The 14,919-nt window shown below is 66.4% G+C and carries 16 protein-coding genes and 1 tRNA gene; 8 read left to right on the top strand and 9 right to left on the bottom strand.

Features of this window, described 5'->3' with window-relative positions; all coding sequences use genetic code 11:
* The first annotated feature begins 3 nt into the window (after positions 1–3).
* Genes EKM57_RS19955 through EKM57_RS19935 form a run of 5 tightly spaced genes read left to right on the top strand, consistent with a single transcriptional unit; the run spans position 4 to position 3,019 of the window.
* On the top strand, positions 4–1,524 hold the full coding sequence (locus EKM57_RS19955) for an ATP-binding protein (protein ID WP_165357570.1): 1,521 nt from the start codon (positions 4–6) through the stop codon (positions 1,522–1,524).
* A 5-nt stretch (positions 1,525–1,529) separates the two neighbouring features.
* Entirely contained in the window at positions 1,530–2,198 is a 669-nt protein-coding gene (locus EKM57_RS19950; protein WP_129794356.1) for a response regulator, read from the top strand.
* Positions 2,191–2,511, top strand: coding sequence for a hypothetical protein (locus EKM57_RS19945; RefSeq protein ID WP_129794292.1), 321 nt, complete (start codon positions 2,191–2,193; stop codon positions 2,509–2,511). Before EKM57_RS19950 ends, EKM57_RS19945 begins: the two co-directional genes overlap by 8 nt.
* Positions 2,508–2,744: a hypothetical protein gene (locus EKM57_RS19940; RefSeq protein ID WP_129794291.1), complete on the top strand. Its 237-nt coding sequence runs from the start codon at positions 2,508–2,510 to the stop codon at positions 2,742–2,744. Before EKM57_RS19945 ends, EKM57_RS19940 begins: the two co-directional genes overlap by 4 nt.
* Entirely contained in the window at positions 2,744–3,019 is a 276-nt protein-coding gene (locus tag EKM57_RS19935) for a hypothetical protein (RefSeq protein WP_129794290.1), read from the top strand. The genes EKM57_RS19940 and EKM57_RS19935 overlap by 1 nt, the downstream gene beginning before the upstream one ends.
* 12 nt (positions 3,020–3,031) lie before the next feature.
* Here the strand turns inward: EKM57_RS19935 and EKM57_RS19930 are convergent, their stop codons facing one another.
* Complete coding sequence (locus EKM57_RS19930; protein ID WP_371414161.1) at positions 3,032–4,312, bottom strand: nicotinate phosphoribosyltransferase; 1,281 nt, start codon at positions 4,310–4,312, stop codon at positions 3,032–3,034.
* 270 nt (positions 4,313–4,582) lie between these two features.
* Between EKM57_RS19930 and EKM57_RS19925 the strand changes: the two genes are divergently transcribed.
* Complete coding sequence (locus EKM57_RS19925; protein ID WP_129794289.1) at positions 4,583–5,845, top strand: hypothetical protein; 1,263 nt, start codon at positions 4,583–4,585, stop codon at positions 5,843–5,845.
* Positions 5,846–6,280: 435 nt separating this feature from the next.
* Here EKM57_RS19925 and EKM57_RS19920 read toward each other — a convergent pair.
* From EKM57_RS19920 to EKM57_RS19885, 8 genes are all read right to left on the bottom strand, one after another.
* Positions 6,281–6,357: transfer RNA gene (locus EKM57_RS19920), tRNA-Pro, on the bottom strand.
* A gap of 166 nt (positions 6,358–6,523) precedes the next feature.
* Positions 6,524–7,033 (bottom strand): DUF2628 domain-containing protein, encoded by a 510-nt coding sequence (locus EKM57_RS19915; RefSeq protein ID WP_129794288.1) that lies wholly within the window; start codon positions 7,031–7,033, stop codon positions 6,524–6,526.
* Positions 7,034–7,107: 74 nt separating this feature from the next.
* A complete protein-coding gene (locus EKM57_RS19910) occupies positions 7,108–8,400 on the bottom strand; it encodes an FAD-dependent oxidoreductase (RefSeq protein WP_129794287.1) in 1,293 nt (430 codons plus the stop codon).
* Between the two features lie 79 nt (positions 8,401–8,479).
* A complete protein-coding gene (locus EKM57_RS19905) occupies positions 8,480–8,806 on the bottom strand; it encodes a polyhydroxyalkanoic acid system family protein (RefSeq protein ID WP_129794286.1) in 327 nt (108 codons plus the stop codon).
* A 38-nt stretch (positions 8,807–8,844) separates the two neighbouring features.
* The gene (locus EKM57_RS19900; RefSeq protein WP_243451158.1) at positions 8,845–9,477 is read right to left on the bottom strand and encodes a TadE/TadG family type IV pilus assembly protein; all 633 of its coding nucleotides are present in this window, start codon (positions 9,475–9,477) and stop codon (positions 8,845–8,847) included.
* A complete protein-coding gene (locus EKM57_RS19895) occupies positions 9,477–10,082 on the bottom strand; it encodes a TadE/TadG family type IV pilus assembly protein (protein WP_243451157.1) in 606 nt (201 codons plus the stop codon). The genes EKM57_RS19900 and EKM57_RS19895 overlap by 1 nt, the downstream gene beginning before the upstream one ends.
* Positions 10,079–11,596 (bottom strand): TadE/TadG family type IV pilus assembly protein, encoded by a 1,518-nt coding sequence (locus EKM57_RS19890; protein ID WP_129794283.1) that lies wholly within the window; start codon positions 11,594–11,596, stop codon positions 10,079–10,081. The genes EKM57_RS19895 and EKM57_RS19890 overlap by 4 nt, the downstream gene beginning before the upstream one ends.
* Before the next feature lie 435 nt (positions 11,597–12,031).
* Positions 12,032–13,027, bottom strand: coding sequence for a cytochrome D1 domain-containing protein (locus tag EKM57_RS19885; RefSeq protein ID WP_129794282.1), 996 nt, complete (start codon positions 13,025–13,027; stop codon positions 12,032–12,034).
* A 170-nt stretch (positions 13,028–13,197) separates the two neighbouring features.
* On the opposite strand from EKM57_RS19885, the gene EKM57_RS19880 reads away from it, so the two are divergent.
* Both EKM57_RS19880 and EKM57_RS19875 read left to right on the top strand, forming a co-directional pair.
* Positions 13,198–13,968: a D-Ala-D-Ala carboxypeptidase family metallohydrolase gene (locus tag EKM57_RS19880; RefSeq protein WP_129794281.1), complete on the top strand. Its 771-nt coding sequence runs from the start codon at positions 13,198–13,200 to the stop codon at positions 13,966–13,968.
* A 188-nt stretch (positions 13,969–14,156) separates the two neighbouring features.
* Positions 14,157–14,789: a hypothetical protein gene (locus EKM57_RS19875; RefSeq protein WP_129794280.1), complete on the top strand. Its 633-nt coding sequence runs from the start codon at positions 14,157–14,159 to the stop codon at positions 14,787–14,789.
* The last annotated feature ends 130 nt before the right edge of the window (positions 14,790–14,919 follow it).

Raw genomic sequence — 14,919 nt, 5'->3', positions numbered from 1 at the left:
CCCATGTCGAGACCGTTGCGCCCCCTTCTCCTCCGCCGCTCGGGGTTGCCGCGCGCCTTGCGGCTCGCGCTGGCGGCGCGGTCGCCGCTTGTCCATTTCGCCGCCGTCGCGGCGTTCATGGCCGCTGCCGCCGGCTCGGCCATTGCCCAGAATTCCGGCCGGCCGATCACCGCGGCGATCGTATTCCTCCTCGGCGTCACCGTTGCCGGCGCCCTCGAAGGAGTCTGGGGCGGCCTGATAGCGGCGCTGGCCGCGTCGCTTGCCTACAACTTCTTCCTGATCGAGCCGACCTTTCGGTTCAGCCTCGCCAGCCTCGAAGACTATGTTCCGATCATCGCGTTCAACGCCATCGCCGTCGCCTCTGGGATCGTGACCGGACGCCTTCGGGATCGTGCGCGGGCGGCGGAGCGGGCGACCCGGCGAGTCTCGTCGCTGCTGGATCTCAGCAAGATGCTTCAGGCGGCGGTGAACCTGCCCAGCGTGGCCGACGCGGTTCAGGCCTATGTCGGCGGCGGCGCGCAGGTGGAGCTACATGTGGCTTGCGGGGAGGCCCTGGCATCCGTGGGACGGAAGCCGAAGCATTCGAGCCTGGCCGAGAAGGCCTTCACGCAGTGCCTGCCCGCGCTTCGCGATGGAAGCCGCCTGGCCTCCTTGCTCTCCAGCGCCGATGCGGCGCTCGGAATCCTCGTTCTCGAATGGGCTGAGGGGAACGAGCATGAAGTCCAGGAGGAGGATCTGGGCGCCCTCGTCAATCTCGTCAGCATCGCCACCGAGCGCTGCCTGCTGCTCGAACGGCTTGCGGAGGCCGATCTCGTCAGGAAATCCGAGGAGTTCAAGACAGCTCTGCTCTCGTCGGTCTCGCATGACATGCGGACCCCGCTCAGCGCCATTTCGGCATCGGCCAGCAGCCTTGCCCAATATGGCGGCGATCTGGACGAGGCCGCCAAGGCGGACATGCTCGGCACGATCCGTGAGCAATGCGCGCGCCTCAATCGCTACACGACCAACCTGCTCAACCTCGGCCGCCTGCAGGCGGGGCTCGATCGCAACCACTTCACGCCCTGCGATGCCCTGGAAGCTCTCGGCTCCGCGATCGCGATGGTCCGCGGCCTCGGCAGCGGGCACATGATCGTCAAGAACATCGCGCCGTCCCAGGCCCTGGTGAAGGCCGATCCGGTCATGCTCGAGCAGGTATTCTACAACGTCCTCGAAAATTCCGTCCGATATAGCGGCCCGGAATCGCCGATCACGGTTTCGGCCGTCACGAGGCGATCGCGCATCCTCGTGTCGATCAGGGACGTGGGTCCGGGCATTCCGCCGGGCGAGTTCTCACGGATTTTCGAGCGCTTCTACCGGGCGGGGCAATCGTCGGCGGGAGAAGGAAGCGGACTCGGGCTCGCCATCGCCAGGGGCTTCGCCGAGGCCTTTGGCGGGCGGATCTGGGCCGGCGTGCCCGATGACCCGGCCGGCGGCACGATCGTCACCATCGAACTGCCGCTCGCCGGCGCAGGGGAGGGCTCGTGACGGGCATGCGGATCCTGATCGTCGATGACGAGCCGGCGATCGCGCGGGTGCTCCAGCCCGTGCTCGCGGCGATGGGCTGGACCGTGTTCACGGCGGCGCGAGGCCTCGAAGGCCTTCGCACCGCCGCCGCCGAGGCGGTCGACCTGGTCCTGCTCGACCTCGGATTGCCCGATGGCGACGGCAAGGATCTGATCCCCGGCCTGCTCGGGCTCGGAAACGTCGCGATCATCATTCTGTCCGCGCGGCACCAGGAGAGCGAGAAGGTCGCGGCACTCGATGCGGGCGCCGACGACTATGTCGACAAGCCGTTCAGCATCGAGGAGCTGATGGCGCGTATTCGCGCCGCCCAGCGCCGCCGCGGCATCGCCGGGGCCGGCGGCGAGCTTCACGTCGGAGAGCTGGCGATCGACCTCGGCAGGCGCCGAGTCGCGGTCATGGGTGAAGAGGTGAAGCTTTCCCCCAAGGAGTTCGATCTGCTTCGAGCGCTCGGCGAGCATGCCGGCCAGGTCGTCACCCAGCGGCGCCTGTTGCTCGCCGGGTGGGGCGATCCGAGCGCCGATCCCCAATATCTGCGCACCTATGTCGCCTTGCTTCGACAGAAGCTGGAGGAGGATCCTTCGGAGCCCCGACTGATCCTGACCGAACCCGGTGTCGGATACCGGCTCAATGCATAGCCTGCTGGACCGGAACCTCGCGTGCGGCGCCCGGACGGACACGCTCCTGCGGCCGGCACGCGCCGGCGCGAGCTTCCGGGAATATGTCGACGCCCGCAAATATGATTTCGGCCGCGGGAGCGCTGCCGCCTGGAACTTCATCGCGCTCGCGCGGGGCGATCGAAACCTTCCGGACGCGAGGTCGTGGCGCGAACTGGAAGCCTATCTTCAGACGGCCGGCCTTCCCGAAGCGCAGGTCGCGGCGGCGCGATCGGTGTGGCGCAGCTTTACTGCCTATCGCAGCCGCGTGCGCCGCCAGGATCCGTTCCTATGAGCGGCCGGAGCGGATCGGGACCTCGGGGCGAGGCGAGGATGCTGGCGGATGCGCCCCAGGGCGGCGCCGTGCTGGTGGCCGGGATCGTGCTTGCCCTGCTGGCGGTCGCGGCGCTGCTCGTCGCCTTGCTCTACTGGGCCGGTGAGTTCGATGCCGTGGCAGATCCGCTCAACCTCACCGAATTCGGCACGCCCGAAGCCGCCTTCGGCGGACCTGGATCGGACCCCTCCTGATGCCGCAGGCATGGGATGTCTGGGCGGAGGCGATCGGGGCGATGATCGTGATCGTGTTCCTGCCTTTCTACATCGGCTTCCTGCATCTGAGCGTCGTCGAGCTCCTTCTCTATGCGGCGCTGGCGGGTGTCGGCCTCACGGCGGGGGACTATCTCCAGTTCCCGCCCGTCCGGCCGCTCGGCCTCGCCGAGCTGGCGATGGATTCGGCCCTGTGGACTCAGGCCGTGCTCGGTGCCGGTCTGATCGCCTATCTGCTCGCTTTGGCTCTGGTCTAGGCCTTCGGCCGTTCAGGCGTTCAACGGGCGGCTCGTCACGCCTGCGGCGCCGAAGATCTCGCGATAGGCCTTCACCTCCTCCGCCGGTCCGATCGCCTTCGCCGCATTGTCGCTGAGCTTGATCGCCGGATGGCCGTTCACGGAGCTGATCTTGCACACCAGCGAGATCGGCCGAAGGATGTCCGCGCCGCGCGGATGGCTGCCTTCGAAGTCGTTCGTGAAGTGCGTGCCCCAGCCGAACGCGATCTGCACGCGCCGTTGGAAATGGCGGGCGAGCGCGACGATGTCATGGCCTCGGGGAGGGTGGCCATCGATTCCGACGTCGAGTGCATCGGCAAAGATGATCAGCTTGCCCGAAGCGATGCTCTGGTCGCCGAGCCCCATCCGCTTCCAGAAGGCCATCAACTCCTCGCCCGCTTCGACCGGCGGTTTGGAATCCGGCCTGGCGCCGGTCCAGAAGCTGACCCATTGCGGCGCGCCCTCCAGAAACTGTGTCGTTCCGAAGGTGTCGGGCAGGAAGACCAGCAGATTGCCGCGATACTCCGTCTGCCATTGCTGCAGCACCTTGTACTGCGTCTGCCTGAGGGCCTGGGCGTCGCCGGGCTGCGCTTGCCGCGCGAGCGCCGCAAGCACCATCGGCAGCTCATGCCCGTTGGTCCCCTTCGCCTCCATCCCATGCTTCATGGCCAGATGGACGTTGGACGTGCCGGTGAATCGCTCGCCAAGCAGCTCGCGGGCGGTCAGGATGCAATGCTCCTGCCACAGGAAAGCGTGGCGGCGCCGTGTGCCGAAGTCGCTGAGGTTGAGCTCGGCCAGCGTTCGGAGGCGCTCCAGCTTGGCGTAGAGCTTCACCTTCGCGCGCGCGTAGAGAATGTCGAGCTCGGGCCGCGACATGCCGCGCATGATCTTGCGGGCGCGAAGCTCGCTGACGATCGCCAGCGCCGGAATCTCCCACATTGTCGTTTGCCACCACAGCCCATCGAAATGCAGATCGAGTTGGCCGTCCCGGGCGACGTCGAGCTCGTAATCCGGCATGCGAAAGGCGCGCAGCGTCTCGAGATAGCCTTCCTTAAAGATTCCGCTCTGGCCGTAGAAGGTCTGGCCGCGCAGGTGGATGATCTCCGACGGCGTGAAGCGCAGGGTGCGCACATGGTCGAGCTGCTCGCGCACTTCGCCGAGGTCCAGCTCGCGTCCGAGCGCTACCTCCCGTGTCCGGTTGGTCAGCCCAGCCGACGCGCGTGTTGGGATAATGCTCCCAGATGAACTGCTGCATGAGCAGCTTGTAGAAATCATTGTCGAGCAGCGACCGGACGATCGGGTCGAACGGGAAGCTGTGATTATAGGCGCGGGTCGCGAAGTCCATGGCGCGCGTTCCGATCTCCACGCATCCAGAAGCGCGTCACCGTCGAAGCTGTTCCGGATCGTGAAAGGCGGGGCTGATCCGCCTCACACGCCGATGGGTGGGGGAGAGAGAGGACCGGAGGAGGCTGCGTGCAGCTTGCTGGAAACGGTCGTTGACCTCTATGCATCCAGCTCAAAGAGAAGCTGCTTCTGGAAAACGGCATGAGTCCGACCCGACGTGAATTGTTGGTTGCTGCGGCCGCCCTCGGTATCGGCGCTCCACTTTATCGCGCGCACCCGTCCACATTCTCTCAAATGACAGGTCGGCATTGGCAGCAGGACCTGGCCTTTTTATATGCAGAGCTGCAGGAAAATCACCGGGATCTATTCCACCACACCCCGGAAGGCAGGTTTCGTTCAGCTATTTCAGACCTGCATCGAAGAATTCCTCGGCTGCGTCCGCTCGAGATTGTCGCTGGCTTCCAGTCCATCGTCGCCCTGGCCGGCGACGGGCACACATTCTTGTCAGCGGGCGATCTGTACCGATCCTTTCCATTCGAAACAGCTTGGTTCGACGATGGCGTAAGGGTGGTCCGAACAACCCCTGAAATGCAGCACCTTCTCGGCATGCAGATCAAGAGCATCGATGGCCGGCCCATCGCGGAAATAAGCGGGCGTCTGGATAGCGTCATACCGCAGGCCGAAAATGCCTGGTATCTATTGTCGCAACGTCCGGAGCGACTGCGGCGCGCAGAACTCCTGGCAGCGCTCGGTGTGATAGATTCGCCTGATCATGTGCGAATTCAAGGCGATGACATCGCTGGTCGACCGGCGTCGTTCGACGTCACGCCCTTGCCGGCAGGTCTGCCCGATGGGCAGCTGGAGATCGCGCTCGGTCCAACAAAGCCCGCAACGCCTGATCCTTCGTTCGGATGGGCAAGGCTTGGCAACGGAGAGGCGGTACATCTTCAGTTTCGCAGATATGACGATCTGGCACGCAAGGCCGCCGCGCTGTTCGATGATTTGCGGGCTGCACCACCGCGCGTGCTCCTGATCGACCTGCGCGACAACCGCGGAGGCAATTATACGCTTCCTCGCGAACACATCATCGAACCGCTGCAGAACATGCCCGCCCTTAACCGCAAGGGTCGGCTTCATGTGCTGATCGGCCGTCATACCTTCTCTGCAGCGATGACAAACGCCTCGGATTTTCGAAGGGAGACCGAGGCCCTGCTCGTTGGCGAACCGACCGGCGCTCGACCGAACGGCTATCAAGAACTTCACACCTTCAGGCTGCCACACTCGCAAATACGGGTCGCGTGCTCGATCAGGCATTACCGTTTCGACAGCGCAGGCCGCGATGCGATCTACCCTGATCTGCACGCGCCACCGGACTGGCCGTCGCTCATGCACAAACGGGACAATGCGGTCGAGGCCGCGCTCGCCTACGCACAGGCTGCAGGACATCTGGCGGGCCCGTCATAGCGCTGTCGTAGCGGAAATCTTGCTTGTGACTTCGCTCACCAATGGGCCGCGGGATTCAGCCGGTCCGTTGGAGCGTTGGCGGCGGATAGCTATCAATCTCCCCGAGGGATGGCGGGGCCGCGCCTGGCGTGACCCCATCGTCTCCCGTCGGTTTTGAGCTCCGGGCCCCTTGCTGGCCCAGCCCTTCAATGTGTTCGACAGCTTGAGATCCCGAGCTCCAGGACGCGAGCGCGTCCGCACAACCCGACGCGTCGATGGTCCGAAGGCGATTACTGGATGGCTCGCCGCCAACCCAGCCGCTGACTCATATTCCCGCCGCGAAGCGTGCTCGGCGCAACGCCCCGAACGCCTCCGTGCACAATGCCAGCTACGGCCTGGGGGTGCGGACCCTGCTCGCCCATGAAAACCGGAGCGTTTTCAGGGCACTAGCGCTATTGGTCGGGGAGAGAGGATTCGAACCTCCGGCCCCTGCCTCCCGAAGACAGTGCTCTACCAGGCTGAGCTACTCCCCGACCGATACGCGCGGCCCAGGGGCCGGCGGGGCCCGGCGTCTATAGGCACCGGATTTGGGGAGTTCAAGCGCGCCGCGGCCGATCCGGAGCCGCACGGCGCGATTCCGGTCGATATTTCGACAATCGCCTTCGCCCGGCCCGTGGGCGCCGGCTTCGGCACCGCTTGCTAGGCAGGCTCGTTCGTCTTCTCGAGACGGCTTTGCTCGCTCACCGCGCTGGCGACGGCCATGAGCGCGAGGCTGCCGAACAGGAGCAGCAGGATTGCCGCCGCCGTGATCGAGACTCCGCCGCGCGATCTCAGGGCTTCGAGCTGCGCCGCGATGGGGAGAGCCGAGGTGTCCGCCACCAGCCGGGAGATCCGCCTGCGGTAAAGGAAGTTGCCGAAGCCGCCGGTGACGAAGGAGAGGCCGATGGTGAGCAGGAAGGCGATCTGGCCGGAGCCGACGGCCGCTCCGACGAGGCTGAGTGCGACGAGCGCGAGGAGGGTGGCGGCCATCGGCAGCCACATCTTGCGATAGGCGAACCAGAACAGGTTGACGAGGCAGGCCGGCCAGTTCCAGCTGATGGCGGAGCTTTTGGCTTCCATCTCCCGCCAGCGCCCGAGATAATATTCGGCATTGCGGCCGATGGCGGCCCGCTGTCTCTCTTCCTCTGCCGGCGCGACTTTCCCCGTCATGTCACCCCCACTCCTGGACAGCGAAGGCTATGCCCATCTCCCGGAGATTGGCAATGCGCCGCTTCCGTCGCCGGTCAGCGGCACAGGCCGAGCATCTCGTCTATGTCGACGAACTTCTCGCGCGGGCTCCCCTGACGCGCCCGTGCCGCTTCGGCGGCCTCGATCCGCTGCCAGTCGCTGAACGTGACCACCCGGACCTTGCGTGCGCCCAGCAGCCGGTCGAGCCCCGCGCCGCCGGGCTTGTCGCCCCCGCGGACTTCCGCGGCGATCTTCTCGGCCACCTCGTAGCCGTCGGGCCGGTTCGTGCCGATCGTGCCGGTCGGGCCGCGCCGCGCCCAGCCCACGCAATAGAGACCGGGGGAGATCAGGCCGTTCTCGTTGGCGAAGCGGCCGAGATCGGCCTCGTAGGGCACACCCTCGATGGGCGGCGTGCGATAGCCGATGCAGGTCACCACCAGGCCGCAGTCGATTTCGTAGGTCTCGCCCGTGCCGACCGCCGCCTTGCCCTCGTCCAGCCGGGTGCGCTCGACGATCATCCGCTCGGCCTTGCCCTCGCCCTCGATCCGCACGGGCCGGGCGAAGAAATCGAAAAGGATGGTCTTGCGGCGCTCTCCGGGCTGCAGGCCGGCAAAGTCGCGCAAATGGGCGACCGACTTTCGAAGGCCTGGCTCGAGGGCCGCATCCCCGTCCGGGGGCGGGAAATCGGCCGGGTCGACCTTCGGCACCGCATCCTCGAGGTGGCCGAGCTCGCCGAGCTCCTTGGGCGTCATCGCGATCTGGTGCGGACCGCGCCGGCCGAGAACATGGATATTGCGAATCGCCGAATTGCCGAGCGCCTCGAAGGCATGAGCGACGATGTCCGATCCCACGAACTCGGCCGGAGTCTTGGAAAGGATTCGGGCGACGTCCAGCGCGACGTTGCCGTTGCCGATCACCGCCGCCGCCGAGACGTCGAGCGGCGGGTCCAGCGCGGCAAAGTCGGGGTGGCCGTTATACCAGCCGACGAAGGCGGCCGATCCGATGACTCCGGGAAGGTCGCCCCCCGGTATGTCGAGCGGCCGGTCCTCGGGCGCCCCGGTGGCGAGAATGATCGCGTCGTACAGGTCGAGCAGCTCGGCCATCGAGACGTCGCGGCCCACCAGTACGTTGCCCACGAAGCGGACCTCGTCCGACAGCGCCACTTTCTCGTAGCGTTTGTAGACGGCCTTGATCGACTGGTGGTCGGGCGCGACTCCGAAACGGATCAGGCCGTAGGGCACCGGCATCCGGTCGATGATGTCGATGCGGATCCCGTCGTCCTGCTTCTGAAGCGCCTCGGCGCTGTAATAGCCCGCCGGGCCGGAGCCGATTATCGCTATGTGCCGCATTCCGCCTCCCGCTGGGCGCCGGGCTCTCGCGTCCGGTCGCACCTCGATGCTAGCGGAGCCGCCGGCCCAGGCAAGGGCGCTAGGGCCCCGGCTCGCCGGACCGGTCCTCCAGCAGGTCGGTGCCCTTGCGGCGCAGCGCCGCCTCGATCGCCCGCTCGAAAAAGGCGAGGCCGGGCGGCAGAAGCAGTTCGACCCGTACGAACGTGTCGCGGACGTCGATCTGGGCGTTCACTTCCTGCCCCATGGCCGACACCTGAAGGCCAAGCCGGTCGCCGGTCCATGCCGATCGCACCTCGGCTCCGCCTGGAATGAAATCCTTGAGCCGGCCGGTGCCCTCGTCGATCCGGCGCTTCGCTTCCTCGGCGCCGAGCCGGTGCGGGAGATCGACCTGGATGGGGCTGGTCATGCGGCCTGCTTAGCCCGGCAGCACGCCCCTACCAAGCGTCAGCAACCGTTGACTGGCCGCGTCTGGACATTGGTGATGCCGAGTTCCGTACGTTCGCGCACGTTGAAGGCGCTTTCGTAGCGTATCTGCATCGGCCCCAATATGTTCTCGGTGACCAGCGGCTGATAGTCGTAGACCACTTCGACGAACATGATCGCCGTTCCGGCTTGGGCGGTGATCTTCTTTCCCTCGGGTCCCATTCCGTCCTCGAGCGAATCGTCATCCGCGCCGTCCCCTTCCACCCCGTAGAGTGAATCGACGTCCAGGTCGCCGAAGCAGCGCTGCCACCGGATCGTCTGTCCGGCATCGGCCTCGTCGGTCTCCCCATTCTCCTGCAGCGATGAGAGGATGATCCGCCCGTTCGCTTCGAAGTCCAGCGACCGACCGACCAGTTCCGCCCCGGCGAAGATCTCATCTATGTCCGATTCGTCGATCTGTGCGACGACGCGCGCGGCATTGTCTGCCGTAGTCATCGCGACTTGGCTGACCCTGAGATGCGCCAGCGCCAGGTTCGTGGCCTCGAGAGCGCCGAGCGCCAGTGCGACGACGACCGGCAGCGCATAGGCGAACTCAATCATCACGACGGCGCGATCGTCGCGGCTGAGCGAGGCGAGGCGGCGGGGAAGGGGCATCAGCATGCCTCCGACGGCGCGGCCTGGTTGGCATAAGGCTGGCTCTTCATCGCGGTGCGCACGGTGATTGAATAATCGGGCGCTACACCGACCAAGCCGGCCATCGGCAGGAGCCGCGGCATCGTGAGGGTGACCGTGTAGAAGACGACGTCGTCGGCCCCCCCGATTCCGTCGCGTCCGCCATCTTCATCGAATTCCTCGTTGGGATTGGTGTCGAGCCAGCAATCGCCGTCGTCATAGCGACCGTTCTTGTTGACGTCCTTGGTCAGCCGCTCCGGCCTTCCGACACCCGAGAAGCGGAAATAGTTGCTTGTCTCCACCTCGTAGCTTGCGCCTGAGGCCAACGTGGCCATGCGCTCAATGATGGCATTCTCGATCTGCTCCTCGATCGAGTCGCCGCTGGCGCGAAGGTCCGGATCCTCGACACTCGCCGCGCGCGCCACGTCGTTGAGTGTGCCCTGCAGCGTGGACCGCACGTAGCTTTGATAGCCGAGGTCCAGGAAGCCCATCAGCAGGACGCACAGCGGCAGCAGGATGAGCCCGAACTCGACCAGGGTCGCGCCGGATTCATTCCTCGCCAGAGCCTTGGCACGGCGCCCGGTCAATTGGTCAGTCTCAGCCGGCCGATGCCCCGGCCGATCAGTTGGAACACCTCTTCCAGGTCGGAACCGTCGGAGACGAAGAAGCGGTCGTCTCCGGAGGCGCATGGCTCAACGTCCTGGGGGGTGCGGATGTCGATCGCGATCACCCACACCGTCATGCCCATCTGGCGCGCCCGGTTGCAGGCGTTGAAGAATCGGTTCCTGTGCTTGGTCTCCAGGTTACCCGATCCCGTCATTCGATTGCTGGCGTTGGGGATGCCGTAGGCACTGTAGTTGCTGCTAGAAGCAGTCATGTCGCCGTCGGTCAAAAAGATGATGTGCTTGTCGACCCGAATGTCATCTATTTCGGTCGGATTGTCGGCTGAAAACATGCCCGTGGAGGACAGGTAGCGCATGCCCCACATCATCCCGAGATCGTGGTTGGTATAGCCGCCGACCCTGGCTAGGCTTGCATCCACCTGGTCCTGGAAGTCGTCTTCCGATTCGTATTCTGCGAGCCTTAATGCCGGCGTCGGACAGAAGCGCGCAAGAGTCGCGTGAGTGCCGTCACTCTCGCCCGTGGTCGTATCCTCGTCATAAGGCTGCCACTTGAGCCGATCATCGGTCGTGGAAACACTGTCTATGTCCGCCTGCGCGACGTCGGAAGAGATGCGGATGTTCGACTGATGGTTCTGAGAGACGGTCGAGCGTTCCTCGAGACAGCCGCTCCACGTATTGTTGAACCAATCCGTTGAGCGGGTTAGCGAAGTGGTGCCCCAACTGCAGCCGTACGAGTTGCAGTTCCTGACATGGTAGGTGGCGGGGCTGCGGATCCAGGCGGCATTTTCGGCCCGGACATCGCGGCCGACATTTACCGTCATCGAATAGGGCATGAAGCCGTAGCGTGTCCGCACGCCTTCTGCGTCCTCGAGCGCCCGGTATAAGGCGGCGGCGGCGAGCCGAAGGCGGGAAAGGCGCGAACCCGTTTGCTCGGTCGCGCAAAAGGTGCCGGTTCCACCGGCCCGGCAGTTCATCGAGCCGGTGACGTCGAGCACCAGCATGATGTCGTTGTGCACATAATCCTTGTCCGCGCTGCACTGAACACTCAGAGCGATTGAGGTCTGGCCGAACATCCGCATGATCGTGGTTGGCATTTCGGTGGAAGCGCTGACCTGGACCACGGAGGCGTCGGCGGCGCTCGCGGTAATATCGAGGTCGACCGGAAGCGTGTCCATCGTCCCGGCCGGAAAGTTGAAGTTGAAGAATCGGGTGCCTTCGTCGATCGATGCTTGGTTAAGGTTCAGGTTGGCCATGTTCCGGCGCGCGGCCAGCGCTGCGGCGTCGCAGGCGGTCTGCAGCTTCGCTTTGGTCATGTAGGCGCGGCCGATATCAAGGCCGGAGCCGACCATCCCCGCCAGCGGCACCAGGGCCGCGGCCATAATCGCAAGCACATTGCCCTGATTGTCGCGGGCGAGGCGCGCCAGAAATCCTCTTTTCTTTTTCGCGGTTTCGCCGGTCCCGCGGCTTCTGATAGGCATCGTGGTCCCTTCCAAGGCCCATCCAGGCTCAACGATGCCGCGCCTTCTGCAAGATTAGAGCTAAGGTCCCTTGAAATATCGTGGTTACCAAGGGCTTGACCTTGTTCCCCGGGGAAGCCGCAAATCGGCGACGGGGCGATCACGGCCGCCGTGTCGCCCATCAGGGTGGCGGAATGGGTTCGCGCGAAGTTGCGAGAAGCCGAGGGCATTGTGAAAGGCAATGCGCCGTCCCGGTTCCTGGGCGCCGCCTGCGCGTCGCGACAGGCCGAACTATGGCGGAAACACCGGACTCAGCTTGGATCCCGGCCTGCGCCGGACGACGAAAAGGTTCCTCTGCGGCCTCGCATCAGGTCGAACGCGTTGCCAGACCTCGCGTTCGGTGTGCAGGCGTGCCCCCGTCTGACGTCGCAGCCGCGGCCCCCCGGCACTCGCGCCTCAGGGGGCGATCGCGAGCCCGTCTCCCTGCGCACCGGCGGGCAGGCGCCGCAGCACCCGTCCGCTGGCGAGGTCGACCTCCGCCACCTGGTTTCGGCCGGTCTCGGCGGCATAGATACGCTTGCCGTCGGCGGAGAAGAGGATCGTGACCTGGCCCGCCTCGCGCTCGCCGCTCACTTCGATGTCACGGACGGGCGCGCGCGTGCGCGCGTCGATGACGGTGAGGCTGCCCGCGCCCATGTTGGAGGTGACGATCCAGCGCCCGTCGGGGCTGGCGGCGACGCGGATCGGCACCTCGCCGGTGCGCACTTCGTCGATCCGCTCGAAGGTCGCCGCGTCGAACGCCTGGACCCGTGCGCCTTCCAGGTCGCCGACCCAGAGTTCGCGCCCGTCCGGAGTGAGCGCGATTCCTTCGGGACGGCCGCCGACGGCGATGTCGCGCAGCTTGGTTCCGGCGGCGAGATCGATGACGCTCACCGTGCCGGCGGCGATATTGGCGGTGAAGGCGCGGCGCCGGTCGGGCGTGACCGCGACCATATGCGTCCCCTCCTGCCCGGTCGCGATCGTCGTCACGGCGTCGCCCGCCGTCGTGTCGACGACCGTCACGGACTGGCTGCGCTCGGTGGTGGCGACGATCCGCCCATCCGGCAGCCAGGCGATCCCGTGCGGTCCCTGGTTCGGCGACAGGTCGATCGCACGCAGCCGGGTCCGGCCCGCCACGTCGAATATGTCGATCGTGTGCCCGCCATAAGCGACCACGGCGGCCTGGCGCCCGTCGGGCGAGATGGCGATCTCGTGCGGCATCCGGCCCGTCTCGGCGCGGCCGAGCTCGCGGCCGGTGGCGAGGTCGACGAAGCTCAAGCTGTCCTCGCCCTTGTTGCCGATCAGCAGTGTTCCGCGAGCCGCTGCTTCGGGCGCCGCGCTCCGATTCTCCTGCGCCGCCGCCGGCGCGGCCACGAACGCGGCCATGGCGGCCAACGCGATCAGAAGCTTCATCCCGTCCTCCCTTGCAGCTCGAGCGGTCGTATCCCGCCGCTCCGGCCGCGACTAGCGCCTTCCCATGCCCCGCATCCAGGGAAATTCGCCTATCGCCCCCGCGACGAACGGCCTGCACGAGGCGGAACAACGTCGCGTGCATCCGCGGTTTCGCCTGCTATAGTCCGGCCATGCTTCAGCGCCTGTTCCTCGCCGTCGCCCTCCTCGCTTGTTCCGTCCCCAGCGCCGCCCAGGAGCTTCCCGAAGGCCAGGGCGAGGCCGAATATCAGGCCTGGCTCGCTTCGAGCCCGGGGGTACGCGGACAGGTGCTTTCGTTCGAGGCATGGCAGGAGGCCGCCGGCGTTCGCGGCGTGCTGCCGACCTGGCAGATGCTGCGCACGGCCAGCATGTGGCGCGAGTGCGGCGGCCAGCCGTTCGAGGTCCCGCCGCACAGCTTCTGGCCCGACATGGTCCGCACCCTGCGCTTCATCCGCGACCATGTCCGGGCGGCTCTCGGGCCGGTCCAGGCCGTCTCCGGATACCGCAATCCTGCGCTCAATCACTGCGCACGCGGTTCGGCGCGAAGCGCCCATCTCGACTTCTTCGCGCTGGACCTGGTGCCGGAGACGCCGATCGAGCGCGGCGAACTGTTCCGGCGGCTGTGCGCCATGCACGCGCGCCACGGCCGCTCCGCCGAGGCCGGGCTCGGCTTCTATTCGTTCCAGCGCTTCCACGTCGATTCGCGCGGTTTCCGGCGCTGGGGCTCGGCCGGGCCGCGGGGCAACGAATCCCCTTGCGCCGTGATCGAGCGCGGCGGCGATCCACTTGCCGCGCCGCCGCCCGTCACGATGCCGCCGCCCCCGGCCGCCGGATTCCCCGCCGTCCGGCCGCCGACTCCCGGCCCGCCGCGCCTCGAGCCCGTCCAGGCCGCGCCCGACGCCCCGCGCCCGGACCTACCCTGACGCTTGTGGCCTCGTCGCGCGTAACGCGGGAAGGGGGAGACCGGCTGTAGCTGTAGCTGCAAGCGCAGACGGGCGTGCGCGGAAACGGCGGCAGGGGCTCCAGGCAGACCGTCCACCCCCGCAACACGCTTTGACGGTAAAGGTTCCCGCCGGGTTGAAAAATCGGTTTTATCTGCTATCTTATTGATATGCGCAACTTTATTTCCGGAGCCGCAATTGCGGCATCGCTCGCATTCGCTCCCGGCGCGGCCCAGGCGCAGAGCGAGGCCGCGCCCGGCCAGTCCCGCGCCGATTATTACGCCTGGCTCGCCCGTGCTCCCGAGCATCGAAACGAGGTGATATCCTTTCGCGACCGGCTGGCCGATGAAGGGGTCGAATCGGTCGTTCCGGTCTGGCAGCTCGTCCGCACCTCCCACAGCTGGCGCCAGTGCGCCGCGACTCCCTTCGAAGTCGCGCCGGCCCGCAATTGGGACCATATCGTGACGACGCTGAGGTTCGTCCGGGATCAGGTCGTTCCGTCGATCGGCGCGGTAGAGGCCCTGTCCGGCTATCGCAACGAGGGGCTGAACGCCTGCTCGAACGGCGCGCCGGCCAGCGCGCACCGCATGTTCTTCGCGCTCGACCTGGTGCCGATCGCGGCCGACGTCACGCGCGACTCGTTGATCCGCGGGGTCTGCACCGCCCATGCGAAGCAGGGCCAGGCCTATGAGGCCGGCCTCGGCTTCTATAGCGGCGTGCGCTTCCACGTCGATTCGCGCGGCTATCGCAAGTGGGGGCCCGACGGCAGCGGCGCCACCAGCCCCTGCACCCGCATCGTCTAGTTTGCCGGCTCCCCTTCCGGAGGGCATCCGCAACGGCTCGGGGCTCCGGAGGAAAGGCGACGCCTTCCCGGACGGCCGGTGCGCCCGCTCGGGCGCCCAGACCCTGAGGAGGCGATGCGAGCTTCAGGCA

The organism is Sphingosinicella sp. CPCC 101087, from assembly GCF_004151485.1.
In the GTDB taxonomy this organism is placed as follows: domain Bacteria; phylum Pseudomonadota; class Alphaproteobacteria; order Sphingomonadales; family Sphingomonadaceae; genus Allosphingosinicella.
The sequence above is the reverse complement of the archived record's forward strand: the minus strand, read 5'-3'. Positions and strand labels throughout refer to the sequence as shown.